The 24,004-nt window shown below is 49.4% G+C and carries 22 protein-coding genes; 12 read left to right on the plus strand and 10 right to left on the minus strand.

Features of this window, described 5'->3' with window-relative positions:
- Window positions 1-123 precede the first annotated feature (123 nt).
- On the minus strand, window positions 124-894 hold the full coding sequence (locus B4W65_RS13510; protein ID WP_088655699.1) for an aminoglycoside 6-adenylyltransferase: 771 nt from the start codon (window positions 892-894) through the stop codon (window positions 124-126).
- Between the two features lie 1,032 nt (window positions 895-1,926).
- The gene (locus B4W65_RS13515; RefSeq protein ID WP_088655700.1) at window positions 1,927-3,102 is read right to left on the minus strand and encodes an esterase; all 1,176 of its coding nucleotides are present in this window, start codon (window positions 3,100-3,102) and stop codon (window positions 1,927-1,929) included.
- Between the two features lie 193 nt (window positions 3,103-3,295).
- Here B4W65_RS13515 and B4W65_RS13520 point away from each other — a divergent pair, with 193 nt between their 5' ends.
- The 4 genes from B4W65_RS13520 to B4W65_RS13535 all read left to right on the plus strand — a co-directional run bounded on the left by B4W65_RS13520 (window position 3,296) and on the right by B4W65_RS13535 (window position 8,571).
- Complete coding sequence (locus B4W65_RS13520) at window positions 3,296-5,359, plus strand: protein-disulfide reductase DsbD family protein (protein ID WP_088655701.1); 2,064 nt, start codon at window positions 3,296-3,298, stop codon at window positions 5,357-5,359.
- A gap of 198 nt (window positions 5,360-5,557) precedes the next feature.
- The gene (locus tag B4W65_RS13525; protein ID WP_088655702.1) at window positions 5,558-6,889 is read left to right on the plus strand and encodes an OmpA family protein; all 1,332 of its coding nucleotides are present in this window, start codon (window positions 5,558-5,560) and stop codon (window positions 6,887-6,889) included.
- 12 nt (window positions 6,890-6,901) lie between these two features.
- Window positions 6,902-8,185: a DUF6089 family protein gene (locus tag B4W65_RS13530; RefSeq protein WP_088655703.1), complete on the plus strand. Its 1,284-nt coding sequence runs from the start codon at window positions 6,902-6,904 to the stop codon at window positions 8,183-8,185.
- A gap of 2 nt (window positions 8,186-8,187) precedes the next feature.
- On the plus strand, window positions 8,188-8,571 hold the full coding sequence (locus B4W65_RS13535; protein WP_088655704.1) for a thiol-disulfide oxidoreductase DCC family protein: 384 nt from the start codon (window positions 8,188-8,190) through the stop codon (window positions 8,569-8,571).
- Here the strand turns inward: B4W65_RS13535 and B4W65_RS13540 are convergent.
- From B4W65_RS13540 to yihA, 6 genes are all read right to left on the minus strand, one after another.
- Window positions 8,568-9,116 (minus strand): DUF4924 family protein, encoded by a 549-nt coding sequence (locus tag B4W65_RS13540; RefSeq protein ID WP_088655705.1) that lies wholly within the window; start codon window positions 9,114-9,116, stop codon window positions 8,568-8,570. The two genes, B4W65_RS13535 and B4W65_RS13540, sit on opposite strands and share 4 nt — an antisense overlap.
- A 9-nt stretch (window positions 9,117-9,125) precedes the next feature.
- On the minus strand, window positions 9,126-9,533 hold the full coding sequence (locus B4W65_RS13545) for an RNA-binding S4 domain-containing protein (RefSeq protein ID WP_088655706.1): 408 nt from the start codon (window positions 9,531-9,533) through the stop codon (window positions 9,126-9,128).
- A gap of 25 nt (window positions 9,534-9,558) precedes the next feature.
- Window positions 9,559-10,188, minus strand: a complete 630-nt coding sequence (pth, locus tag B4W65_RS13550; RefSeq protein WP_240509579.1) for an aminoacyl-tRNA hydrolase — start codon at window positions 10,186-10,188, stop codon at window positions 9,559-9,561.
- A 70-nt stretch (window positions 10,189-10,258) separates the two neighbouring features.
- The gene (locus B4W65_RS13555; RefSeq protein WP_088655707.1) at window positions 10,259-10,831 is read right to left on the minus strand and encodes a 50S ribosomal protein L25/general stress protein Ctc; all 573 of its coding nucleotides are present in this window, start codon (window positions 10,829-10,831) and stop codon (window positions 10,259-10,261) included.
- A 99-nt stretch (window positions 10,832-10,930) separates the two neighbouring features.
- Complete coding sequence (locus tag B4W65_RS13560; protein WP_088655773.1) at window positions 10,931-11,869, minus strand: ribose-phosphate pyrophosphokinase; 939 nt, start codon at window positions 11,867-11,869, stop codon at window positions 10,931-10,933.
- A gap of 121 nt (window positions 11,870-11,990) precedes the next feature.
- Window positions 11,991-12,590, minus strand: a complete 600-nt coding sequence (gene yihA / locus B4W65_RS13565; protein ID WP_088655708.1) for a ribosome biogenesis GTP-binding protein YihA/YsxC — start codon at window positions 12,588-12,590, stop codon at window positions 11,991-11,993.
- Window positions 12,591-12,702: 112 nt separating this feature from the next.
- Here yihA and B4W65_RS13570 point away from each other — a divergent pair, with 112 nt between their 5' ends.
- The 3 genes from B4W65_RS13570 (at window position 12,703) to lysA (ending at window position 16,310) form a co-directional block, all read left to right on the plus strand.
- Window positions 12,703-13,692: a type I phosphomannose isomerase catalytic subunit gene (locus tag B4W65_RS13570; RefSeq protein ID WP_088655709.1), complete on the plus strand. Its 990-nt coding sequence runs from the start codon at window positions 12,703-12,705 to the stop codon at window positions 13,690-13,692.
- A gap of 95 nt (window positions 13,693-13,787) precedes the next feature.
- Window positions 13,788-15,098, plus strand: a complete 1,311-nt coding sequence (locus B4W65_RS13575) for an aspartate kinase (protein ID WP_088655710.1) — start codon at window positions 13,788-13,790, stop codon at window positions 15,096-15,098.
- A 57-nt stretch (window positions 15,099-15,155) separates the two neighbouring features.
- Entirely contained in the window at window positions 15,156-16,310 is a 1,155-nt protein-coding gene (lysA, locus tag B4W65_RS13580) for a diaminopimelate decarboxylase (RefSeq protein ID WP_088655711.1), read from the plus strand.
- A 65-nt stretch (window positions 16,311-16,375) separates the two neighbouring features.
- Here lysA and B4W65_RS13585 read toward each other — a convergent pair whose 3' ends face one another.
- Complete coding sequence (locus B4W65_RS13585) at window positions 16,376-16,675, minus strand: Dabb family protein (RefSeq protein WP_088655712.1); 300 nt, start codon at window positions 16,673-16,675, stop codon at window positions 16,376-16,378.
- A gap of 51 nt (window positions 16,676-16,726) precedes the next feature.
- Between B4W65_RS13585 and udk the strand changes: the two genes are divergently transcribed.
- Entirely contained in the window at window positions 16,727-17,344 is a 618-nt protein-coding gene (udk, locus tag B4W65_RS13590; RefSeq protein WP_088655713.1) for a uridine kinase, read from the plus strand.
- 24 nt (window positions 17,345-17,368) lie between these two features.
- A complete protein-coding gene (locus tag B4W65_RS13595; RefSeq protein WP_088655774.1) occupies window positions 17,369-18,085 on the plus strand; it encodes a 3'-5' exonuclease in 717 nt (238 codons plus the stop codon).
- On the opposite strand, the gene B4W65_RS13600 is transcribed toward B4W65_RS13595, so the two are convergent.
- Window positions 18,086-19,303 carry a T9SS type B sorting domain-containing protein gene (locus tag B4W65_RS13600; protein ID WP_088655714.1) on the minus strand — a complete coding sequence of 406 codons (1,218 nt, stop codon included), beginning with the start codon at window positions 19,301-19,303 and terminating at the stop codon, window positions 18,086-18,088.
- Window positions 19,304-19,413: 110 nt separating this feature from the next.
- Between B4W65_RS13600 and B4W65_RS13605 the strand changes: the two genes are divergently transcribed.
- The 3 genes from B4W65_RS13605 to murA all read left to right on the plus strand — a co-directional run bounded on the left by B4W65_RS13605 (window position 19,414) and on the right by murA (window position 23,786).
- Window positions 19,414-21,702 carry an ATP-dependent helicase gene (locus B4W65_RS13605; RefSeq protein ID WP_088655715.1) on the plus strand — a complete coding sequence of 763 codons (2,289 nt, stop codon included), beginning with the start codon at window positions 19,414-19,416 and terminating at the stop codon, window positions 21,700-21,702.
- Between the two features lie 104 nt (window positions 21,703-21,806).
- Window positions 21,807-22,478, plus strand: a complete 672-nt coding sequence (locus tag B4W65_RS13610) for a DUF4290 domain-containing protein (RefSeq protein WP_088655716.1) — start codon at window positions 21,807-21,809, stop codon at window positions 22,476-22,478.
- Between the two features lie 3 nt (window positions 22,479-22,481).
- Complete coding sequence (murA, locus tag B4W65_RS13615) at window positions 22,482-23,786, plus strand: UDP-N-acetylglucosamine 1-carboxyvinyltransferase (protein WP_088655717.1); 1,305 nt, start codon at window positions 22,482-22,484, stop codon at window positions 23,784-23,786.
- Window positions 23,787-24,004: the final 218 nt, after the last annotated feature.

Genomic DNA, 24,004 nt, shown 5'->3' on the forward strand with positions numbered 1-24,004 from the left:
TATGGCCAGTGGCGGTTTGCGGGCTGCATACCTGTCCGCCAGCACAGAAGCTGATGCGGGCTACAAAGCTTCAAATACCCACTTCCCCCGCCATTGGCTATATGCGATGTTAGCGGTAGTTTTTTATTCAATTCTTTTTAATATTTCTTTGAGTTTTAGTCCAACATTTAGTTTGTCAAACAGCTTTTCAGATATTTTCAATGAATTTTGAAAGGCTGTATTTATGTTTTTAGGGTTTAAATCAGATGTTGTAAGTATAAATTCTGAATACCAATCTTGGTCAATATCTTTTTCCAAACTTTTCGTCGGGCTTTCCCAATGTTGAGTTTTATTTGTTACTGTTCTGATGAGCCAAAGTAAGTATTTTTGAACAGTCGTCAAGCTTTGGTGGGCGTGGGCAAATTCTTCTCTTTTGATTAAATTGTTCGTTGTCAGCAAAACATTCAGTAATGATTGGCTTAGCCACAAAATATTTTCGTCTGTGGTTCTATCAGGGAATTTTACTTTGATTTGATTTAGCGTTTCCGTTAAAAGTCCGTCTTTGTCAATTAAATTCATTTGGTCAAAATCACTGAACGCAACAATTCCTTCCCACGATTTAATGATTTTTATTTCGTCTGTTTTTAAAAAATGAAATTCGCCTCTAATCATATTCTCAAAAATAGCGACTTCACTTCCGTATTCATTAATGAAATATAAAGCGACAGGATAAACTTGGTTTACCCATTCTTCAGCCGAAAAGTTTTCTTTGGTTTTTAGAAAGATGTAAAATTCGATGTCAGAATATTTGTCGCCTTCATTTTTAGTAAATGAACCGTACATAAAAACTGCGGAAACATTTTCGTCTTGTTGAGCTATTGATTTGGTTTTGTTAATCATTTGTAACTGTGTCATTGTTGTAAATTTTAAATTGTTGATAAATACAAATCATCATAACTTTTGAGAGTAATGATTTATTTCTGTTTTTATTTTTAAACAGTTACTTATAGCTTCATCGGATTGTTTTTTAGTATTTATGTCGTTTTCGTAAAATTACCGCTAATGGTTTCGTATATGAAATGTTTGGCAATTCGAAGCACTATTCTGTCCAACCACTACAACCTTACAAACCGGCAGAAATGACCAATAAGCCACTGACTGACAAATATTTTATATACGATGTTACCGCCTCGCCCCTTTTCTATTATTTCCTCGCGCTTCCTTTACGTTTCGGGAAGCAATAATCACCGAATTTACTGCAAAAATTGCAACCCTGTCTGCCCGCTACCCTTTTCTTATGAATCTTGCAATCCGTATGTAAACATTTGTCTCGGCGAAATCCTGGCTTTACGTTTCTGCCAATCAATATTTTATCCGTATCGGTAAGCAATCATTGCGCAACCCGTTGTTTGATACAGGTCACTGTTTGCGCTGAACTTGAAAATCGAATCCGGTTGTCCTTATGCACCCTTCACCGTGACCAATTCAATATTCAGGATGCCTTGTCATCCAAATCATGGGAATCCAGTCATTTCATTAAAATCGGGCAGTTTCTACCGGAGCCCAACAACGGTCTGCCAAACTTCACTTTCCTACAACAACCGCAGGCTGCCCTAAGCCCTTCTCTGCACAAACCTTTAAAAAACCTACCAACTGTCTGAAGCACCACTTAAACTTCACGAAATCCTTGTCAAAGACGCTTGGATTTTATAATTCTGTCTTGCGAAATCCTTCCGGCTGGCAATCAAGATAAATACGTTCTGCGAATCAATTATACGTTCTGGGAATCCAGGGGCTTGGCGGTAACGTTTGCATAAACGCAATAGTGTTTATGAGTATTATATGAACAGGTGAAAATGGGGCGTAAGTGTCTGATGTAACGAGCATATAGATAAAATGGATATATTTGGTTAGTGGCAATTGGCTGTGGCAAGGGCACTGGCGCGCTTAGTTTTTAAACAACTGTGGAACGAAAAGCGTCAGGTAGCTGCGCCAGAGGTCCCAGGTATGTCCGCCTTCGGTCTCGGTATAGGTAAAGGGAAGACCCAGGCGGTTGAGGGTGCCGCGGTAACGGCTTACCTGGTCGTACAAAAAGTCGTTTTTGCCTATGGCGATCCAGTACAGGCGGTAGCCTTTGTCCTTTTGGGTGGTGAGACTGGCATCCATGTTTCTATAGATTTCTGGGATGCTGCCTTCGAGCGGCGTAATCGCCGGAGAAAACAGCCCGATGTAGTCGAAGGTGTCGGGGTGCAGACGGGAGGTATGCAGACTGTGAAAACCGCCCATGGACAGCCCGGCGATGGCGCGCTGGCTTTTTTCTCTGTTGGCACGGTAATTCTGTTCCACAAACTGAATGATTTCCGGAAAGGTGGTTTCCATGCTGCCTTCCATGGTCTGGGGCAGATCCATGCTGGGTGGGCGGAGCGCTCCGGGAGCTGCTCCGGGAGCTGCTTGCTGACTCACATTGCCGTTGGGCATAACTACGATCATGGGGCGGGCCTTACCCTGGGCAATGAGGTTGTCGAGGATTTCGACGGTTCGCCCCAGTGTGGTCCAGGCGGTTTCATCGCCGCCCATGCCGTGCAGCAGGTACAACACGGGGTAGGTGCTGGTGCTGTTTTCGTAGCCCGGGGGCGTATAGATGGCCAGGCGACGTTCTTGTCCGGTGCCGGGCGAGGGGTACCAGCGGTAGGCGAGCGTTCCGTGCGGAACATCCTGCACGGCATAAAGGTCGCCCTGTCCCCCCGGCACCAGCAAATAGTTGAAGATGCTGGCGACATCACGCACCACGTAGGGGTTGGCCGGATCGCAAACTTGTACCCCGTCTACCAAAAAGAAATAGGTGTAGAGGTCCGACGCCAATACCTCGGTGGTATGGGTCCACACCCCGCTGTCGTCTTTTTTCATGGCCACGGGTTCCGGGGCCCAGTCCTCCCGAGGCATCCAGGTGCCGGAAAGCAAGACCTCGCCGGCCTGTGGGGCATAGATTTGAAAACTGACTTTGTTGTCCTTATGGATGACCGGCGATTGTACTTCAGGCTGGTTCCAGAGGGCCTCCTGGGCGCTGAAAGGCAGCACCATGGCCAGTAAGAGCAGGGTGAGGAGGGCGGACTTGTGTTTCATTGCGGTAAATGTTAGCTGTTTTGGTGCATTAAATGTAGTAAATTAGCTTGACTTGTTAACAACAAGCTAATGGCCTTTTTGTTATTTTGTAGGCTCGTTGAAATATTTTACTTTTGACATCCTGAAATATCTATATTTGTAAATAATTAGTTTTATTCGAGGTTGCTTGCAGCCGGATTAAAAAATAAAGGATATGCGTAAAAATTGGATCTTGGTTTGGGCGGTACTTTTTGTTGCCCTTTTACCTGTTTCGGCTCAGGTATTGGAGCCGGTTAAATGGCAGTTTTCGTTGGAGAAGGTGGACGAGACTCAGGTGATGGTGGTTGCAGAGGCAAGCATTGATCGTGGTTGGCACTTGTATTCGACGGATTTACCAGCCGGTGGCCCCATTCCCACTTCTTTGAATTTTGAGGAGGCGCCGGGCTTGACGCCAACGGGGGCTTTGGAAACAGCGCCTAAGGCTGAGCCTTCGTTCGATGAGGCCTTTCAGATGGAGGTGGGTTATTTTTCGGGCAAGGTACGCCTCTCGCAATTGGTGACTGTGGCAGCTGGTGCGCCTGCTGCAGTGGGTGGCTACGTGGAATTTATGGCTTGCGACGATCACCGTTGTCTGCCACCACAACAAATCGATTTTGAATTGAAATTGCCTGAGATGCAGCTTTCGGCTCCGAAAGGGGAGGTAGAGGAGGCTGTTGAGGCAGCAGTCGTTGCTGAGGCTGGGGCTGAGGCTTCGGCGGAGGCCGATGGAAGCACTTCGGTTGTTGCAGTGGAGGAAATTGCCACGGGAGAACAGCTGGCAGCGCCTGTCTCGGAGGAGCAGCTCGTTCCGGCTGAAGACGAGGCTGAGGCGGAAAGTTACTGGGGCATTTTTTGGTTGGCTTTTTTGGGGGGACTGGCGGCTTTGTTGACGCCTTGTGTCTTTCCGATGATACCGCTTACGGTTTCTTTCTTTTTGCGGAATGCCGATAACCGGGCGCGGGCTTTGCGCGACGGACTTTTTTATGGCTTGACCATTATTTTTGCCTATGTTTTTCTGGGACTGGCCATTTCGGTGATTTTTGGTGCCAACGCGCTCAATGCCATGGCTACGAATCCCGTGTTTAATGTGGTCTTTTTTGCCCTCTTGATCTTTTTTGCCGCATCGTTTTTTGGTGCTTTTGAGTTGACGATGCCCGCCAAGTGGTCCAACGCCCTCGACAGCAAGGCCGATCAGTCGGGTGGCCTTTTGGGGGTAATATTGATGGGACTTACTTTTGTGTTGGTGTCCTTCAGTTGTACGGGGCCCATTGTGGGTACTTTGTTGGTGGAGGCGGCCATTGGTGGCAATATGTTTTCCCCCGCTGTAGGTATGCTGGGTTTCGGGGTCGCTTTGGCGGTGCCCTTTGCGCTCTTTGCCATCTTCCCCACTGCCTTGAAATCCCTGCCCAAATCGGGCGGCTGGATGAATTCGGTAAAGGTGGTACTGGGCTTTGTGGTGCTGGCTTTTTCGCTCAAGTTTTTGTCGGTGGCCGACAGTGTGGGCCAATGGGGACTGCTCAACCGGGAGGTGTTTCTGGTTTTGTGGATTGCTATTTTTCTGTTGTTGGGCTTGTACCTCTTGGGTAAAATCAAGTTTGCCCACGACAGTGATTTGCCCTACCTGAGTGTGCCGCGCTTGTTGTTGGCCATCGGGGTTTTTGCCTTTGTTTTTTATCTGATTCCCGGACTCTGGGGAGCTCCGCTGCGTGCCGTGGGATCTGTTTTGCCCAGCATTACTACGCAGGAGTTTAATATGAATCGCTTGGGAGGTGCGCAGGCCACTGTCGCTCCGGTGCTGGGTGAGCACATGAAGGAGGGGCCTTATGGCTTGGTGAAATATACCGATTACGAAACGGGACTGGAGGCGGCCAAGGCGGTCGGAAAGCCGGTGTTTCTGGATTTTACCGGTTTGGGCTGTGCCAACTGTAAAACGATGGAAGCCCAGGTGTGGTCCGATCCGCAGGTGCGTGACTTGCTGGCTAAGGAGTTTGTTATTGTGTCGTTGTACGTCGACGACCGCGAGCGCCTGCCCGAATCAGAACAGTATGTGTCGGAGCTTACCGGACGTAAAGTGCGTACGGTGGGCAACAAGTGGACCGATTTTCAAATTACCCATTACAACACCAACAGTCAACCTTATTATGTGCTGCTGAATCATGAGGAGGAGGCAATGAATACGCCACGTGGGTTTAATACGGATGTGGAGGACTTTGTAAAGTGGCTGAAGGAGGTGTTATAAGCACAGGTGGGCCACGGGTTTATTCCTGGTAGCCTATACTGCTGTTACACAAAGAGGGGCATTTAGCCCCTCTTTGTATTTACAGGACTTGCGTTGGTGGAGTTTTTGAGCCCTTTGATAAAAAGCGACTTGCACCGGCTGGACTTGGTGGGGGATTAGGCTTAATTTTGTTGAGTTATTCCGTTAATTCTTTAGCAAATGAAGCGAATTTTACCCTTAATGATGCTGTTGTTGGCCGGCGGCCCCCTTGTTTATGCCCAGATTGATTTCAGCAGTCTGGAAGAGGAGCAAATTTACCGGCCCGACCGCAAATACAATACCTGGTCGCTGACGGTAGGTTACGGACCGGTGGTTTATTATACCGATGTGGTGGATTATACCCTGCTGCCTTCCTCGAGTTTTAAATTTGGTCCTACGGCCCAGCTGAGTAAGCAGTTGGGGCGTTCGTGGGCTGTAGAGGGCAGTTTCCTTATGGCCGATATGTATGGTCAGAAGTATCGACGCTATTTTGAGGGCGATTTGCTGCAAACTACGGTTAATGTGAAGGCCTACATCAATCAGTTGATTTTTAATGGTCCCATGCGCGACCGCTGGAATGTTTATGCCACCATTGGTCTGGGGGCCAACTTTTTCCGCTCAGCCATGCGTGAGCAGGGCAGTGAGCAGCTGTTGATGGTCGACGATATTTTTGGTGGGGTGTCGGGTTATCCGACCAGTTACAGCGATTGGGCGCCCGATGATTTTTTGGTGGAGGGCTACCGACGCAATGGCTACTCAGAGGTCAATCCCGAGTTGGAGGAGACGAGTAGGGAATCCAGTGTGGTGGTTCCGATGGGATTGGGTGTTCGCTACCGCATCAACAAGTCCTTTGACTTGGGTATGGATGTGGTTTTGCACAACATGACTACCGACGATTTGGATGTGGACATCAGTGGTGCTGCCAACGATTCGTATATGTCGGCGGCTTTTTCGCTGACTTACAAGATTGGGAAGAAGGACAAGCGGCATGCTTCGTGGACCTACAAGGATTTCAATATGGCCTACGAGCGGGAGCGCTTGCGCGATCCGCTGGCTCAGCGTCTCGATTCTTTGCGTCAGCATCTGGATCAACTGGCTGCTGAGGGCGACAGTGCCGTGAGTGATACCACCTACATCAACAAGGAGCAAATCATTCGTCATGGTTCTTTCTCTGCTGCCGTTTTCTTCGATTTTGACAAATCAGAGATCAGTCGACGCAGTCACCTTGCCCTGGCAGGTGTGGCTCGTTATATGATGGATCACCCGGAAGCCCGTTTCCAAATTCAGGGCTATACCGATGACCGGGGCAGCGAGGACTACAATCAGCGTTTGAGTGAGCGACGTTGCCGGGCTGTGTTGGATGTGCTGGTTAATGATTACGGTATTGATGCCGGACGTCTGCAGGTGGAACCCAGGGGGGAGAAAGAGTTGTTGAGTGATACCCGTAAGCTGGCGCCAAGGGGTGTGCACCTGGTAAATCGCAGAGTAGATATTATTGAGCTCAGTCGTTAAATGAAGTGCTGCATGAAAAGGTATTATTTGTTTGTTCTGGTTGTTTCTCTGGCAGCGGGTCTTTCGGGTCAAAACCGAAAGACCGATACGCGGGTGATTACGGAAGATATGCGCTATTCGGTAGAGAAGCCTTTTTCTACCTGGTCGTTGAGTGTGGGTTATGGCTCGCTCATGATGTTCAGCGACATCAGCTCTTCGTCCATCGTTCCCGATTACCGGCTGCGCTTTGCTCCTACGGTGTTGCTGAGCAAGCAGTTGGCGCCTTCACTGGCCATTGATTTGCAGTACCTGCATGGTGAGATGTATGGCGAGAACAGTCCCCACTATTTTAAGGGCACCCTCAACGATTTCTCGCTGAATGGGGTCTTTTACATCAACCAGCTGGGGGCTTTCCCGGGACCGGTGCGCGATCGTTGGAATTTTGTTTTTAAAATGGGTTTGGGGGCCAATTTTTTCCGCTCAAAATTGCATTTTATGGACAACGATGCCCTGGTTCAGGAGAGCGATTTTGGTATGCCGTCTGACCGCTACATGGTGGCTGGCTACGATCCTTACAATCCGGAGGAAAAGGTGGAACATCAAATGGAATTGGTGGTGCCGGTGGGATTGGGTGTGCAGTACCGCATCAACAGGCATTTTGATGTGGGACTGGAGTCGACGATGCGTTTCAGCACTGCCGATAACCTGGATAATGTGTTAACCGGGTCGACCAACGATCGGTATATGTACACCGGAGTTAACCTGACCTATAAGGTGGGCAGGAAGGATGTGCGGCATTTGCGCTGGACTTACCGGGGGCAGGGTTTCAATTTGTTTGGTCGCAGTCGCCGCGATCCTCTGGAGGCCGAGGTGCAAATGTTGGAGGAGGCCATTCAAAAGTATGCCGACCGGGCACCGGTTCAGCGCGATTCGGTGGTGGTGAGTTATGGTTTGGTAGAAGTGTATGAGGCGGTTTCGGTCCGTAGTTTGTTTTTTGAACCGGGTGCCCGTCTCGATTTGGGCATGGCGGAGCAGGTGTTGATGGCCGAGACTGTGGTAGATATGAAGCAGAATCCTACAGCTGCTTTGGCTCTTTATGGCTATGTAGATCCCGACGATACCGGGGATCACGAGGAAATAAGTGCCCGGCAGTGTGAACAGGTACTCGACTTTTTGGTTAATGAATTGGGTGCCGATCCCGAGCGCATCGCGGTTTTTCCGCAAGGTGCGCAGGGTGCTTTTTCCGGTGCAGAGGGTAAGCGCTCTCAGGTGGTACGCAGTGCCAACCGCAGGGTAGATATGGTTTTTAAGAAATAGAAATGGGGAAACGGACACTGGAAGGCGTTTTGTTGTTTGATGGCTTTTGTGTGTTGTGCAGTGCGTTTGTACGTAGGGTGTTGCGGCGCTTTGACGGGAAGTTGGAGGTGTTGCCCATGCAGGGGGTGCGGGGACAGGCCTTGTTGGCTCAGAGCGGCATGAATCTGCTGCCCGATGAGGTGATATTGCTCATAGGCAAGCAAGTGTTGCAGGGGCCTGATGCCGTTTTGTATCTGTTGCGTGTTGCCGGAGGAGGCTGGCCGCTTTTGGCCCGTTTGGGCAGCTGGCTGCCCAAATCCTGGGTTACTTTCCTCTACCGCAAGGTGGCAAAGAATCGTTACGTCTGGTTCGGTAAAAGAAAGTCCTGCTTTGTGCCAGAGCGCTAGTCCTCCAAATCCAGCTTGCCTGTTTGTTCTTCCTGATATCTTTTGGACAAGAGGGCCAGAAAACTTGCAAATTGTTTCATGGCCGATAGGGTTTCGGCGCTGAGACTTTGTTTTTGTAGGCGCAGTAAAAAGGTGTTGTACAGGGCACCCAGCATCAGTTCAATGTCGTTGGCGGGGGGTGGACTGGTTTTGGTTTCGAGCTCTTTAAGGAGGGGCTGCAGTTGCTGAAATTGAATTTGGTAGTTGACAAATTTTGGGGTTTTCAGCAGAAGGTGATGCAGTGTGTTGAGTTCATTAACTGTGTTGGTCAGCATTTGCAGGTGGCCGCCTTTTTCCTTTTGCTCCACTTTGAGCATGGCGCTGAGGTTGTCCCACCACTGTTCCATTTCCTGCAAAATTTCACCGGATTGACCGTATTGGGGCAGCAGCTCGGTGCGGATGCGTTCCATATTGCAGTCGTAGGCGCGTATCAGATCTTCTACTTGCCACATATACAGGATGTATTCGGCAATGTTCTCTTTTTTCTTTTTTTGTGCGGTCAGCATGCTGTAGTTTTAATCAAGGTCCTCAAAATCGTCGTCGGCGTCGAAAAATTGATCCAAATCACGCCGTTCTTTTTTGGTGGGTCGCCCCAGTCCCCTGGGTCGGTTCATTGCCTGGGCCATACGGGTGAGCCGAAGCAGTTCGAGCTCTTCGGCCGGGGTGACATCTTTGATAAAGTCGGCGGTTAGTTTGGCCCCCATTCGCTTGCCCGAAAGCGCCAGTACTTTGTAGCGACGGGTCACGGGCGGATCCTTGATTTCTACTTCATCGCCCACCTTTAGGGTACGCGATGATTTTACCGGCATCCCGTCCATCAGCACCTTCCCTTTTTTGCAGGCTTCGGTGGCCAGACTGCGTGTCTTGAAAAGGCGAACGGCCCAAAGGTACTTATCGATGCGCAAGGCTTCTGTTTCTCCCATGGTGTTCAGGTTTAGCGGCGTGGTCTTATCTTTTGTTGAAGGTGTTCATGGTTCGGGTGCAGCCCATACTTGCAAAGCTGTGGATGATTGCTGTGGCCAGCTCAAAACGTTCGGGCAGCGCCTCCTTTTCGTCTCGCTCCCATTGTCCCAACACATAATCGACCTGTTGACCTTTGCGGAAATTGTCGCCGATTCCGAAGCGAAGGCGGGCATATTGGTTGTGCCCCAATACCTCGTTGATGTTTTTGAGTCCATTGTGTCCGGCGTCACTGCCCTTGGCGCGAAGGCGCAGAACACCAAAGGGGAGGGCCAAATCATCTACCACCACCAGGAGGTTTTCTATAGGAATCTTTTCTTTTTGCAACCAATAGTTGACGGCCCGGCCGCTCAAATTGACATAGGTCGATGGCTTGAGCAGGGTCAGCTGGCGTCCCTTGTGTTTATGCTGGGCGGTCAATCCATAGCGACCATCTTCAAAACTTATGCCGGCCTCCCCGGCCAGGTGGTCCAGAACATCAAAACCTACGTTGTGTCTGGTGTGTGCATATTCCGAGCCGATGTTGCCGAGGCCCACAATCAGGTATTTCATTTCGTGAGGTGTTGTATCGCTTGCTCCTTTGGGGGAACTTACCCAGTTTTTGATTTTTTGCCACATAAGCGCTGCCCGTTTAGACGCAAAAACCCCCATATACAAATACGGGGGCTCTTGTGTTTGGTGAAGTGGATTAACCTTTCTGCTGAGCAGCTGCACGGGCAGCACGGGTCAGCTTAACAGAAGTAACCACAGAGTTTTTAGCGTTGAGCAGTTCCAGGTTGGGGTAGCTGAGTTCGCCTACCTGAATACTCTTACCCAAGCCCAGTTTGTCGATGTTTACAGTCAAGTGGTCGGGCAGGTCTTTCATCAAGCCCTTAACGCGCAGTTTGCGCTGCTCCAGGGTGAGTTTACCACCGGCCTTAACACCTTCGGCCAAACCTTCCAGCTTAACGGGGATCTCAATTACAACGGGCTTCTCTTCAAATACCTGAAGGAAGTCGATGTGAATGAGTTCGTCGCTTACAGGGTGAAATTGGGTGTCCTTAATTACCGCAGTAAAAGTTTTGCTGTCGATGTTCAAGTGAACCAAATACACGTTGGGCGTGAACAACAACTTGCGAAACTCGTTGGCTTCGGCATAGAAATGAACGACTTCTTCACCTCCGTACAATACGGCGGGTACTTTTTCGCTGGCGCGCAGCTCTTTGGTTGCGGATTTTCCCAGGTTGTCCCTTTTGGCCGCTTTAACTTCAATAGTTTGCATGTTTACAAAATTAGTTTGTGCTACTCAAAATTAAGTGCTGATGTAAAAGCTTAATTTCCCATCACACGTTATGCCCTTTTGGGGCCGCAAAGATATAAATTAAATTACAAATTGTGTGCTGATCGACTGGTAATTGTATACTTTTTCGATGGTGTCGGCAAAGAGCTGGGCAACACTGAGAACTTTGATTTTGGCGGACGATTTGCGCAGGGGAATGGAGTCGCTGACGTAGACTTCGGTCAGTTCCGATTGCTCAATGCGCTCGTAGGCCGGTCCCGAAAGGATGGCGTGGGTGGCAAAGGCACGCACGCTGAGGGCGCCCTGCTCCTTCATCATTTCGGCTGCTTTAGTCAGCGTTCCTGCCGTGTCGATCATGTCGTCGAGAATAACTACGTTTTTGCCTTCCACGTCGCCAATGATGCGCATTTCATCTACCACGTTGGCTTTGGAGCGGTACTTGTGACAAATAACCATTGGGGTTTCCAGAAACTTGGAATAGGTGTTGGCTCTTTTGGTGCCGCCCACGTCGGGGGAGGCTATAACCAGGTTGTCGAGTCCCAAAGAACGTATGTGGGGAACGAAAATGCTGGAGGCGTACAGGTGATCAACCGGAATGTTGAAAAAGCCCTGGATCTGATCGGCATGCAGATCCATAGTGATGATGCGGTCGACTCCTGCGGTGCTCAACAGATCGGCCACCAGTTTGGCGCCAATCGAGACTCTGGGCTGATCTTTCCGATCCTGCCGGGCAAAACCAAAGTAGGGCATCACGGCTACAATTTTGTAGGCTGATGCTCTTTTGGCTGCATCAATCATCATGAGCAGTTCAAAAAGGTTGTCGGTAGGCGGAAAGGTCGACTGAATCAGGAAGACGTGGGACCCGCGGACGGTTTCTTCGTAGGCGGTGGCGAATTCGCCATCGCTGAAACGGATGACATTTACATTGCCCAGTTCACGACCAGCGCATAAGCTGATTTTTTCGGCCAGATATTGGGTATTGGTTCCGGAAAAAACCTTAATAGGTGCTTTGGGTGGCATTAAATTTCTGTTTATCAGATTGTTGTAAAAAGTGGTTCGACTTTGCAAAGATAGCAAAAATCATGTATCCTTAAGGATTTGTTTACAAGAGATTTTGATTTTTGCTTTAAAATCAAAGGATTTAGCCCTCCCATTCCTTGTTGAGTTGTTCGATGTAGCTGAGCAAATCTTCCCGTCCATCGGCCTTTTCTGCTGAGGTGATAAAGCTGAGTGGCAGCTCCTCCCACTCCTTCAGCAGTTCGTTGCCGTAATGCTCCAGGTTGTTTTTTAAAACCGTGGGCGTAAGCTTGTCGGCCTTGGTGAAAACCAGAGCAAAGGGGATGCCTGCCTGCCCCATGCTGCGCATAAATTCCAGATCGAGGGCCTGGGGTTGGATGCGGGCGTCAATTAATATAAATAAGCATACAAGATTTTCTCGTTTCGAAAGGTAATTGAGAATCATTTTGCTGAAAACGGCCCGTTGGGTTTTGGCTACTTTGGCGTAGCCATAACCGGGTAAATCCACCAAATACCAATGGTCGTTAACCAAAAAATGATTGATGAGTTGGGTTTTTCCCGGTGTCGAGGAGGTTTTGGCCAGCTTGCCGGAGCGGCAAAGCATATTGATGAGGGAGGATTTACCAACATTGGAGCGGCCGATGAAGGCGTATTCGGGCCGGTTTGGGGGCGGACACTGGTCGGCATGTTGACTGCTGGTAACAAAACGGGCACTTTTAATCATGTGCTTTTTTTGCAAAAGTAAGGATAGTTGCCGGTATTCAAAAGTTTGGCGCCTCGACTTGCCTTTGGTTTTTATATCTTTGTGCAAAACCGATTAAATTTTCACACCTGTTATGACAAAAGCATTGTATCCCTTAAAGTTTGAGCCCATTTTGATGGAGCGGATCTGGGGCGGTAATAAACTCGAAACGGAATTAAAAAAGCCCCTTGCGGGGAAAAGTGGTATTGGTGAAAGCTGGGAACTTTCTGGAGTAGATGGCCATGTTTCGGTGGTCAGTAACGGCTTTTTGAAAGGAAATACCCTGGCCGAATTGCTGGAGATTTACATGGGCGATTTGGTTGGTGATGCTGTTTTTCAGCGCTTTGGTGAGGAGTTTCCCTTGTTGATTAAGTTCATAGATGCCCGGGAAGATTTGTCGATTCAGGTGCATCCCGACGATGAGTTGGCGGGCCAGAGACACGATTCTTTCGGCAAGACTGAAATGTGGTATGTGTTGCAAGCAGAGGAGGGCGCCCGCTTGATCAGTGGCTTTGCCGAAACGGTTAGTCGGGCGGATTACCTGAAAGCGGTAGAGGAGAAGCGCCTGGAATCCCTGTTGGCCAGTCACCCTGTTCAGGCGGGAGAGGTCTTTTTTATTCCTGCCGGAAGAGTGCATGCTATAGGCGCGGGTATCTTGGTGGCTGAAATTCAGCAGACTTCGGATGTAACTTATCGGATTTATGATTTTGACCGACGTGATGCTCAGGGACAAACCCGGCAATTGCATACGCAGGAGGCGCTGGATGCCATCGACTATAAGGCTTATCCGGATTATCGTACGGCCTATGAGGTGGTGCCGAACACGGTGAGTCCGGTGGTCAGTTGTCCTTATTTCACGACTTCGGTGTTGGAGCTGGATGGCCCCCTGACCAGGGATTATTACAGTCTCGATTCATTTGTCATCCTGATTTGTACCGAGGGGGCTGCACGTCTGGTGTATGAAGGCGGCGAAGTGGCTGTCGCTAAGGGCGAAACGGTGTTGATTCCGGCAGAGTTGCGGCAGTTGACCTTTTATCCGGAGGGACAAGCCCGATTGTTGGAGGTTTATGTGCCCCATGAATAATGTTTTTCGTGTTTTGCCGATAAAAAAGTGTTGATTTTTTACTTTTTTGTGCTATTTGGTTTAATTTTGCAACCCAAAAGATAAAAATTTAGGCTATGAAGGTTTTAAAATTTGGCGGGACTTCCGTAGGATCTGCCGACCGGATGAAGGAAGTGGCTGCTTTGGTCAACGACGGCGATCGAAAGATTGTGGTATTGTCGGCGATGTCGGGAACCACCAATAATTTGGTAGAGATTGCCAACTACCTTTATAAGAAGAACCACGACGGCGCCAATGAGATTGTCAGCCAGATGGAAAAAAAGTACTATGAGGAAGTGGAGGCGCTGTATGCCACCGACAAATATAAGGAGCTGGGACGGGAATTGATTCGCTTGCATTTTGATGAAATCAAGGGCTATACCAGGGACGTATTTACGGTTTATGAAGAGAAGAGCATTCTGGCCCAGGGTGAGTTGATGTCCACCGCCATGGTGAATTACTATCTGCAGGAACAGGGTGTGGCATCGGCCTTATTGCCCGCTTTGGATTTTATGCGCACCAACAAAAACAATGAGCCCGATATGGCTTACATTCGGGAGAATTTGAATCCTTTATTGGAGGAGCAGCCCGAGGTGCAGATTTTTATTACCCAGGGTTACATTTGTCGCAATGCTTTTGGCGAGGTGGACAACCTGCAAAGGGGTGGCAGTGATTATTCTGCTTCGCTGATTGGCGCGGCAGTGGGTGCCGATGAAATTCAGATATGGACCGACATCGACGGGATGCACAACAACGATCCGCGTTATGTGGAGGGTACCAGGTCCATCGCTGAGCTGTCGTTCGATGAAGCGGCTGAATTGGCTTATTTTGGCGCAAAGATTCTGCACCCAACCAGCGTGCTGCCAGCCAAGCTGGCCGATATACCTGTACGCCTCCTGAACACCCTTGATCCTTCGGCCCCCGGCACCACCATTTCGGGCAAGGAAATAAAAGGCGACATCAAAGCCATTGCTGCCAAAGACGGCATAACCGCCATTCGCATCAAATCGGGGCGCATGTTGCTGGCCTATGGCTTCATGCGTAAGGTCTTTGAGATTTTTGAAAGCTACAAAACACCCATCGATATGATTACCACCTCCGAGGTTGGGGTGTCGGTAACCATCGATAACGATCGGCACATCGACGACATAGTGGACGATTTGAAGAAATTTGGTACCGTGGAGGTGGACCGCGATCAGGTCATCATTTGTGTGGTGGGCGACCTGGTGCGCGAAAACAAGGGCTATGCCAACCGCATTTTTAATGCTTTGCGCGATATTCCCGTTCGAATGATTTCCTATGGCGGGTCGGACCACAACATATCTATGCTGGTGAGTGCCGATTACAAGAAGCTGGCACTGCGAACGCTAAGCGAGAAACTATTTTAGTCCGGCCTTGTTACTTTAACAGAACAACATTTGAAACGATAAAAACCATTAGAGCAGATGCAGAATTCCTTCCCATTACAGAAGTTGCAGAACATTAAGACCCCTTTTTATTATTACGATATGGAGTTGCTGGAGCGAACGCTCAAGCAACTGCGTGAGCATTCGCAGCAGCATGGTTTCGTGGTGCATTATGCCATAAAGTCGAACGCCAATCTCCGGGTTTTGGAGATGATCCGCAGCTTTGGGCTGGGGGTCGACTGTGTGAGCGGTTTTGAGGTGCAGCGTGCCCTGGATGCGGGCTTTGCACCATCGGGTATTGTATTTGCCGGCGTGGGGAAGGCCGACTGGGAAATAGAGCTGGGGCTCGACAACGACATTGCCTGCTTCAATGTGGAGTCGATTCCCGAATTGGAAATCATCAACGAACTGGCCGCTAAAAAGGGCAAGCATGCCCATGTGGCGCTGCGCATTAACCCCAATGTAAATGCCAAAACGCACCATTATATAACTACCGGACTTAAAGAGAATAAGTTTGGCATTAATCAGTGGGATCTGGATAAGGTGGTGGGGGTTCTGAAAAAGTTGCAGCACGTTTCTTTTGAGGGCATTCATTTTCATATAGGCTCACAGATTACCGATCTCAGCTCCTTTAAGGACTTGTGTGTTCGGGTTAATGAAATTCAGGAGTGGTTTATTCAGCAGCAGTTGTATCCACGTGTGATTAATGTGGGCGGTGGATTGGGCATCGATTATGAGGATCCCGATCAGCATCCGATTCCAGATTTCGAGAATTATTTTAAGGTGTTTAAGGAGGGACTTACGCTACGCGACGATCAGGAAGTGCATTTTGAACTGGGTCGTTCAATTACCGGTCAGGCCGGGAGTCTGGTTACCCGCGTGCTGTACATCAAAGAGGGAGTCAAAACGAAGTTTGCCATTGTGGATGGTGGCATGACCGAGTTGATTCGTCCGGCCTTGTATCAGGCCTACCATAAAATTGAAAACATCAGCAGTGCGGCTCCGGAGGAAAAGTACGATGTGGTGGGACCCATTTGCGAGTCGTCCGACAGCTTTGGCAAGGCGGTTTCTTTGCCCAAAACTTCGCGTGGCGATTTGATCGTATTGCGTTCGGCAGGAGCATACGGTGAGGTGATGGCTTCGCAATACAACCTGCGATCTCTGCCCGGTTCGGTTTATTCCGACAAGTTGTAAAACAGTTTTTTTTGCGTATAAAAAAGGTCGCTGCCTAAGGGGAGCGACCTTTTTACATTTCAGAATTAGAATTCATAATCCACACAGGCCCGCTCTTCCAGAATGGCGCGTATTTTTTTTGCAACCTTTTGGTGGTCGGGATGCACGACATACACCTGTAATGCCTGCCAGTCGGCGAACTCAGTAAGCAGGGCCAGATCGTATTCCTCCTTGGGGTTGGCGTTGATGCCCGCTTCAATATGTTTGAGTTCCGGAATGTGGACTTTGAGCATTTCAAGCTCTTTCTTCAACGACAGAAGCTGCTCTTGTCCGGCTTCCTGTCTGACCTCGGCTTTGAATTTAAATAAAACAACGTGCTTAATCATTGTGAAAATATTTGTTTATTTGAATTCAAATGTAATTCTTTTTAGCGACTTATGCTGATTATAGGAATAGCCGGCGGAACCGGTTCGGGAAAGACAACGGTGGTGCGCAAAATCGTGGAGCAGTTGCCACAGGGAGAAGTGGCCGTAATGGCACAGGATTCGTACTATAGAGACAGCGGGCACCTTCCCTTGGAGGAGCGGCAAAAAATCAATTTTGACCATCCCGATGCCTTGGAATTTGAGTTGCTGGTGGCGCACATCGAAGCGCTCCGCAGGGGGGAAGCCATTGAACAACCGGTCTATTCTTATCTGACTTGCACCCGTCAGCCCGAAACCATAGCAGTGCTTCCGCGCGACGTGGTTATTGTGGAGGGCATCCTGATTCTGGGACACCCCGCTTTACGGGAGTTGATGGATTTGCGTGTTTTTGTAGATGCAGAGCCGGACGAGCGCTTGATAAGAGTCATTCATCGCGATATGGAGGAACGGGGACGGACCGTGCAGAAGGTACTTCGTCGTTATGAAGAAACTGTAAAGCCTATGCATTTGCAGTTTATTGAACCGACCAAGCGTTATGCCGATCTGATTGTGCCTCAGGGGGGCAACAACAAGGCAGCCATTGATTTGCTGAGTCAGTTTATTATGAGAAATCTGGATCAGCCCCATTAATTGTCACTTTTGAATTTTTGCTTTATGTTGGATCGTATTGCAGCTGAGCGAGTTTTGTTTATCGATGTGGAAACCGTGCCTGCGGAGTCTTCCTTTGAAGGCCTGGATGAGGATTTTAAGGCCTTGTGGACCAAGAAGTCGGCGGCTTTCCGTACGGAGGAGGAAACGCCGGCCCAGGTTTATGAGCGGGCGGGGATTTACGCCGAGTTTGGGAAGATTGTGTGTATCTCGGCCGGTGTGATCACCGAACGGGAGGGGGCGCGCTGGTTTCGGGCAAAAAGCTTTTACGGCAGAGACGAGCGCCAGCTGCTGCTCGACTTTGGTCGGGTGCTGGATGGCTTTACTGCCCAGCCCGGACACTTTCTTTGTGGCCATAATGCCAAGGATTTTGATTTCCCATTTATAGCCCGCCGTATGCTTATACATGGCATTAAACTGCCCCAGGCTCTGGATGTGGCTGGTAAAAAACCGTGGGAGCTTAATTTTTTAGATACGATGGACTTGTGGAAGTTTGGCGATTTTCGGCATTCCACTTCTTTGGCCTTACTGGCCAAAATTCTTGGGGTGCCTACGCCTAAGGACGATATTGATGGGAGTCAGGTGGCCCGGGTGTATTACGTCGAGGACGATGTGGATCGGATAGCCCGGTATTGTGAAAAGGACATTTTGGCTACCGCCCAGGTGTTTTTGCGTCTGAAGGGCGAAGCCTTGCTGGATCCTGAGCGGGTGGAGCGGGCCTGATTACTTGCCCCGAATCAAATGAAGCGGTCCCTGGAGCTTTTTCCGCTCGTTAGATTCGTAACCTTCTGCCTCAATCACATAGAAGTACACCCCCGGTTCTGCCAAACCGTTGCCGATGGAACCGTCCCAGCCCAGGGAAGGGTCGGTCGACTCGTAAACTTTGCGTCCCCAGCTGTTGAATACGACCATGCTGAACTTACGTACCGAACGGTAGTATACCCGGAATTCGTCGTTGACCCCGTCGTTGTTGGGCGTAAAGGTGTTGGGGACTTCCACCAGCAACTCGGTGATGGTGACCACCAAGTGATTGTCGATGCTTACGCAGCCGTGTGCCGATTGTACCCGCAACAGTACCGTATCTTTTCCCACCTCAGTAAAAACATGAAAAGGGTCACGGGTAACGGAGGTGCGACTGCCAAAATCCCACTCCCAACTGCTTACAGGTCCCTCGCTTTCGTCGGTAAATCGGAGTTCGTAGGGTGCAGAGCCCTCCGTTTCACTATGTCCCTCATGGGCTACCTCTGGTTTTGTGGAGTTGTAGGAGAAGCTGGCTTTTACGGCAATGGCGGTGTGGGCCAGGTCCTCACTTTCCTGCTCGAGGCTAAGCGCCGGCAAGGAAGCTTTGACGCGGTAGGTGCGGTCGCTGGTTGGGGCATCCAGCAGAAGGCGGTTGGAATGGCCATCCAGCACCTCGGCTTCTGCCTGCCATTCAAAATGCAAGGGATAGGAAACAGTGGCCTGCTGTCCGTTGGCATCAAAATACTCTAAAACGCGGGTTTCTGCGGTCGCTAACAGTTCAAGAAGGTCGCAATTATTGTTGTCTATGCTTATGCCTACGGTGTTTATTTGTGGTTGAAAGATCCAGCAACGGTGTTGCTGCAATACTTCGTTGGTGTCCGGTTCGCGGATGTTTAACAAGATGCCTCCTTCTGAAGCAGGCATGTAGGTGGAGATGTTGCCGGTGGCCAGGGGAATCGACCAGGTGCCTTCGGCTTTGTTGAAGCCGATCCATTCGTAAATAAGACTGTTTTGGTTATCGGGTGCCTGGAGAATAAGGGTGCCCAGCTGGCTGACCAGAAAGATGGAGTCGGACGGAGCCAGTTCGTTGGCGACGTTGAGGTAGCTTGTGCCGGGTGCGGGGCTGATCTGCGCCCGGGTTAACAGCGATGCACTTGGGGCAAGCAGCAACAGCAAAAGAATGGAGAGGCTAGATTTCATATAAGGGCGAATATACAGTTTTTGTCGCAACAATTACTAACGGATTTGTTCGGGAATAATTGTATTTTTGTTGTTTAGCTATCCATTTAAATCTTCAAAAGACGAGAAAAGTGCAGGATTATCTTGATCAGTTGAATGAGGCGCAAAGGTCTGCCGTTACCACCATTGACGGTCCCACCCTGGTGGTGGCGGGTGCCGGATCGGGCAAGACCAGGGTGTTGACTTATCGAATTGCTTACCTTTTGCAGCAGGGGGTGCCCCCCTGGCGGGTGCTGGCTTTGACTTTTACCAATAAAGCCGCCCGGGAAATGAAGGAGCGCATTGCGGCTCTGACTGGTAAGGAGGTGGCTTCTCGTTTGTGGATGGGCACCTTTCACTCTGTTTTTGCGCGTATTCTTCGCGTGGAGGCCGAGCACCTGAACTTTCCTTCGAGTTTTACCATTTACGATACGGCCGATTCCAAGAGTTTGATTAAGAGCATACTTAAGGAATTGCAGATTACCGATAAGGAGTACAAGCCGGGTCTGATCCTTTCGCGCATATCTGCCGCCAAAAACGATTTGGTTTTACCGGCTGCCTATGCACGCGATACCCATCGCTTGGCGGCCGACAAGGCCGCCAAGGTGCCTATGGTGTATGAAATTTATCTTCGATATTTGCGGGCCTGCCTGCAAGCCGGCGCGATGGATTTTGACGACCTTCTCCTAAATACCAATTTGCTTTTTCGGGATCATCCCGAAGTCCTGGCCAAATACCAGGAACAGTTTCGCTATGTTTTGGTGGATGAGTACCAGGATACCAATTTCTCGCAGTATCTGATTGTACGTAAGCTGGCCGAGCAGCACAAAAATGTTTGTGTGGTGGGCGATGATGCCCAGAGTATCTACAGTTTCCGTGGAGCAAAAATTGAGAATATTCTGAATTTTCGGAACGATTATCCGGGTTATCATTTGTTTAAACTGGAGCAGAATTATCGGTCGACGCGCAACATCGTTAATGCTGCCAACAGCATCATTGCCAATAATAAGGGCCAAATTCCCAAGGTCGTTTTTTCGGACAAGGAAGAAGGTGAGAAACTGAAAGTGTTGCAAGCCTATTCCGATGTGGAAGAAGGTTATATGGTGGTGAAGGAGTTGCAGAATCGACGACTCAATGCGACTTGCGCCTATGCCGATTTTGCCATTTTGTATCGTACCAATGCTCAGTCGAGGATTTTCGAGGAGGCCCTGCGCAAAAACAATGTTCCTTACCGCATGTATGGTGGTCTTTCCTTTTATCAGCGCAAGGAAATAAAAGATCTTTTGGCCTATCTGCGTATGGTCATCAATCCCCGCGATGGCGAGGCGCTCAAGCGCATCATCAATTATCCGGCGCGTGGCATTGGTAAAACCACTATGGACCGGCTGGAAAAGGCCGCAGCGGACAATCAGATGAGTCTCTGGGAGGTGCTGACGCATCCCGAATTGGGGCGTGTGGGCTTTAATGCCGGAACGCTGAAAAAGCTGGGTGCTTTTGTGCAATTGATTCGGAGTTTTGAGCGCCTGTTGCCCGTGATGAATGCTTATGAACTGACTACAGAGGTGGTGGCGCAATCGGGCATTCTTAAAGATTTGCATCAGGATAAAAGCACGGAGGGGCAAACCCGTATCGAAAACCTGGACGAATTACTCAACGGGGTCAGGGAGTTTACAGAGGAGCGTATCGAAAGTGGAGAGGACAACAAGCTGGTGGATTTTCTGGAAGAAGTGGCCTTGCTGACCGATATGGATCAGGGCGATTCAGAGGATACCGATCGGGTAACGCTGATGACCATTCACTCGGCCAAGGGACTTGAGTTTCCCTATGTGTTTATTGCCGGGGTGGAGGAAGGGCTCTTCCCTTCTCCCATGTCGGGCAACAGTGAACAGGGCCTGGAGGAAGAGCGCAGGCTTTTTTATGTGGCCGTTACCCGTGCCGAAAAGCAGGTAACCCTGTCCTACGCCCGCAGTCGTTTTAAGTATGGCGAGCATAATTTTGTTACCCCGAGTCGGTTTCTTAAAGATATAGACACTGCTTATCTGGAAGGTGTGGAGACCGCTGCAGTAGGTCGTTCCGCGACGGCCCCGGGAGGCCGCTTTAAGCGCAAGGCCGACAGCGACAATGGAAGCATTGCGACCAAGCGCAGCTTTTCGTTTCGGGAGGAGTCCCCGGTACGCAAGCCTGCCTTTAGCTCTGAAACCTTTGCCGGAACCGGCGGCGACATAGTGGTTGGAAGTCGTGTGGCGCACGAACGTTTTGGTCAGGGGGAAGTGATGGCTCTTGAAGGTCAGGCGCCCAACCTTAAAGCGATGATTGCCTTTGACAATGCCGGTACCAAACAATTGTTGCTAAAGTTTGCCAAACTGAGATTATTGTCTTAATTTTGGCAATTGATCTGACCTTCTGTCGTTTGGGCCGGCCGTGATGAACTTACCTCCTTCGGTCCCGGACTATAAGAACATAACATACACATCAATTCTTTTTAATGGATTATAATTCAACACGCAGTCCCCTTGTGATGCCGGAATACGGTCGGCACATTCATAAGATGGTGGAGCACGCCAAGGGACTCGAAAGTCGTGAGGAGCGCACCCGCTGCGCCCATGCCATCGTTTCGGTGATGGGAAATCTGTTTCCCCACCTGCGAGACGTAAGTGATTTTAAACACAAGCTTTGGGACCATTTGGCCATTATGTCGGATTTTAGTCTGGATATCGATTATCCCTATGAGATTCCTCAGGCTTCAAATTTCACCACTCGTCCCGAAACTGTTCCCTACAACGATTACCACATGCGTTTTAAGCATTATGGTCGCCTGATTGAGCAGATGATTGCTAAGGCGGTTGTGATGGAAGAGGGGCCGCTTAAGGCGCATTTGATTGCTTTGATCGCCTACCATATGCGCAAGTCGCTTTTCAATTGGAACCGCGATAATGCTACCGACGAAAGGGTGTTGAACGATTTGCGCATGCTTTCCAAAGGGGAAATTGAACCCACTATGGAACAGGTGCAGGCCATCGAATTTAAGGAGGCCAATCTTCCGCAGACGGTGCATCAGGGCAACAATGCTGCTGGCAACCAAAGTCACGGGAATAATCGTCAGCGTCGTAAGTTTTATTCTAAGAAAGACGGCAACAACTGGAGTCGTAAAGGTTGAGGCATGAGCAGTTTTGAGATCAACGGACCCTGCCGGATGTCCGGCGAAATTACCCCTCAGGGGGCAAAAAATGAGGCGCTGCAGGTTATTTGTTCCTGCTTGTTGACCGATGAGGAAGTCTGTATCGATAATATTCCGGATATTCTGGATGTGAACCACCTGATCAGCCTTCTGGGCGAGATGGGTGTGGAGGTGGTCAAACACCATCGGAACAAATACAGTTTTAAGGCGGATAAGGTGGATCTGACTTATATGCAGACTCCGGCTTTTAGGCAAAGAGCCTCCTCTTTAAGGGGATCGATTATGATTATGGGGCCTCTCCTGGCTCGTTTCGGAAAGGCTTACTTTCCCAAGCCGGGAGGCGATAAGATTGGGCGCAGAAGGCTCGATACCCACTTCTATGGCTTTGAGAAGCTGGGTGCCCGCTTTGAATTTTTACCCGATGAGATTTTTTATACCGTTCATGCCGAAACGCTGAGGGGTACCTACATTCTGCTGGATGAGGCTTCGGTTACCGGAACGGCCAATGTGGTGATGGCTGCTGTGTTGACGCCGGGAACCACCACCTTATACAATGCTGCTTGTGAGCCCTATCTGCAGCAGCTCTGTCGCCTGCTCAATCAAATGGGTGCCCGTATTTCGGGCGTGGGCTCTAACTTGCTTAGTATTGAAGGGGTGGAGCGTTTGCATGGCGCGCAGCATCGCATTTTGCCCGATATGATTGAGGTGGGCAGTTTTATTGGTATGGCTGCGATGACGCAAAGTGAACTTACCATCAAGGATGCTGCGCCCTCCGAGCTGGGTGTGATTCCGCTTGCGTTTAAGCGTATGGGAATACAGCTGGAGATTCGTGGTGAGGATATTTATGTGCCGGCTCAGGAGAATTATGAAATTGAAACCTTTATTGATGGTTCCATCATGACCATTGCCGATGCGCCCTGGCCCGGTTTAACGCCCGACTTGCTGAGCGTTTTTTTGGTGGTGGCGACCCAGGCTAAAGGCAGTGTGCTGATTCATCAAAAGATGTTCGAGAGCAGGCTCTTCTTTGTGGATAAGTTGATCGACATGGGGGCCAGCATCATTCTGTGCGATCCGCACCGGGCTACGGTTATTGGTCATAATCATGCCACCTCGCTTAGGGGCAGCGTAATGACTTCGCCGGATATAAGGGCCGGTGTGGCTTTGTTGATTGCCGCTTTGTCGGCAAAGGGGAAGAGTGTAATCCATAATATTGAGCAAATTGACAGGGGCTATGAGGACATTGATAAGCGCCTTAATCTACTGGGGGCTGACATTCGTCGTGTTTAGGCTTTAGTTCGTAAAAGGAAACGGGCCATTAGTCATTTTTTTGCCTTTTTAACAGAAAGCTAAGATGCTTACTTTAAGCATCTTAGCTTTATTTGTTTATAGTATACTGATTTTATTTAACTTTTGCAAACAACTTGGTTTGGTTTTTGACTGTTTTGTAGCATATTTTTGCAGCGTTAATTCATCGGTCAACAATTCCGGGGGCTTCATCTAAAATT

The sequence above is a fragment of the Geofilum rhodophaeum genome, from assembly GCF_002210225.1.
In the GTDB taxonomy this organism is placed as follows: Bacteria; Bacteroidota; Bacteroidia; order Bacteroidales; family Marinilabiliaceae; genus Geofilum; species Geofilum rhodophaeum.

Bases quoted from the DNA above. Each gene is read 5' to 3' on its own strand.
- B4W65_RS13510 (WP_088655699.1), bottom strand. From the start codon at position 894: ATGACACAGTTACAAATGATTAACAAAACCAAATCAATAGCTCAACAA.
- B4W65_RS13515 (WP_088655700.1), bottom strand. From the start codon at position 3,102: ATGAAACACAAGTCCGCCCTCCTCACCCTGCTCTTACTGGCCATGGTG.
- B4W65_RS13520 (WP_088655701.1), top strand. From the start codon at position 3,296: ATGCGTAAAAATTGGATCTTGGTTTGGGCGGTACTTTTTGTTGCCCTT.
- B4W65_RS13525 (WP_088655702.1), top strand. From the start codon at position 5,558: ATGAAGCGAATTTTACCCTTAATGATGCTGTTGTTGGCCGGCGGCCCC.
- B4W65_RS13530 (WP_088655703.1), top strand. From the start codon at position 6,902: ATGAAAAGGTATTATTTGTTTGTTCTGGTTGTTTCTCTGGCAGCGGGT.
- B4W65_RS13535 (WP_088655704.1), top strand. From the start codon at position 8,188: ATGGGGAAACGGACACTGGAAGGCGTTTTGTTGTTTGATGGCTTTTGT.
- B4W65_RS13540 (WP_088655705.1), bottom strand. From the start codon at position 9,116: ATGCTGACCGCACAAAAAAAGAAAAAAGAGAACATTGCCGAATACATC.
- B4W65_RS13545 (WP_088655706.1), bottom strand. From the start codon at position 9,533: ATGGGAGAAACAGAAGCCTTGCGCATCGATAAGTACCTTTGGGCCGTT.
- pth (WP_240509579.1), bottom strand. From the start codon at position 10,188: ATGTGGCAAAAAATCAAAAACTGGGTAAGTTCCCCCAAAGGAGCAAGC.
- B4W65_RS13555 (WP_088655707.1), bottom strand. From the start codon at position 10,831: ATGCAAACTATTGAAGTTAAAGCGGCCAAAAGGGACAACCTGGGAAAA.
- B4W65_RS13560 (WP_088655773.1), bottom strand. From the start codon at position 11,869: ATGCCACCCAAAGCACCTATTAAGGTTTTTTCCGGAACCAATACCCAA.
- yihA (WP_088655708.1), bottom strand. From the start codon at position 12,590: ATGATTAAAAGTGCCCGTTTTGTTACCAGCAGTCAACATGCCGACCAG.
- B4W65_RS13570 (WP_088655709.1), top strand. From the start codon at position 12,703: ATGACAAAAGCATTGTATCCCTTAAAGTTTGAGCCCATTTTGATGGAG.
- B4W65_RS13575 (WP_088655710.1), top strand. From the start codon at position 13,788: ATGAAGGTTTTAAAATTTGGCGGGACTTCCGTAGGATCTGCCGACCGG.
- lysA (WP_088655711.1), top strand. From the start codon at position 15,156: ATGCAGAATTCCTTCCCATTACAGAAGTTGCAGAACATTAAGACCCCT.
- B4W65_RS13585 (WP_088655712.1), bottom strand. From the start codon at position 16,675: ATGATTAAGCACGTTGTTTTATTTAAATTCAAAGCCGAGGTCAGACAG.
- udk (WP_088655713.1), top strand. From the start codon at position 16,727: ATGCTGATTATAGGAATAGCCGGCGGAACCGGTTCGGGAAAGACAACG.
- B4W65_RS13595 (WP_088655774.1), top strand. From the start codon at position 17,369: ATGTTGGATCGTATTGCAGCTGAGCGAGTTTTGTTTATCGATGTGGAA.
- B4W65_RS13600 (WP_088655714.1), bottom strand. From the start codon at position 19,303: ATGAAATCTAGCCTCTCCATTCTTTTGCTGTTGCTGCTTGCCCCAAGT.
- B4W65_RS13610 (WP_088655716.1), top strand. From the start codon at position 21,807: ATGGATTATAATTCAACACGCAGTCCCCTTGTGATGCCGGAATACGGT.
- murA (WP_088655717.1), top strand. From the start codon at position 22,482: ATGAGCAGTTTTGAGATCAACGGACCCTGCCGGATGTCCGGCGAAATT.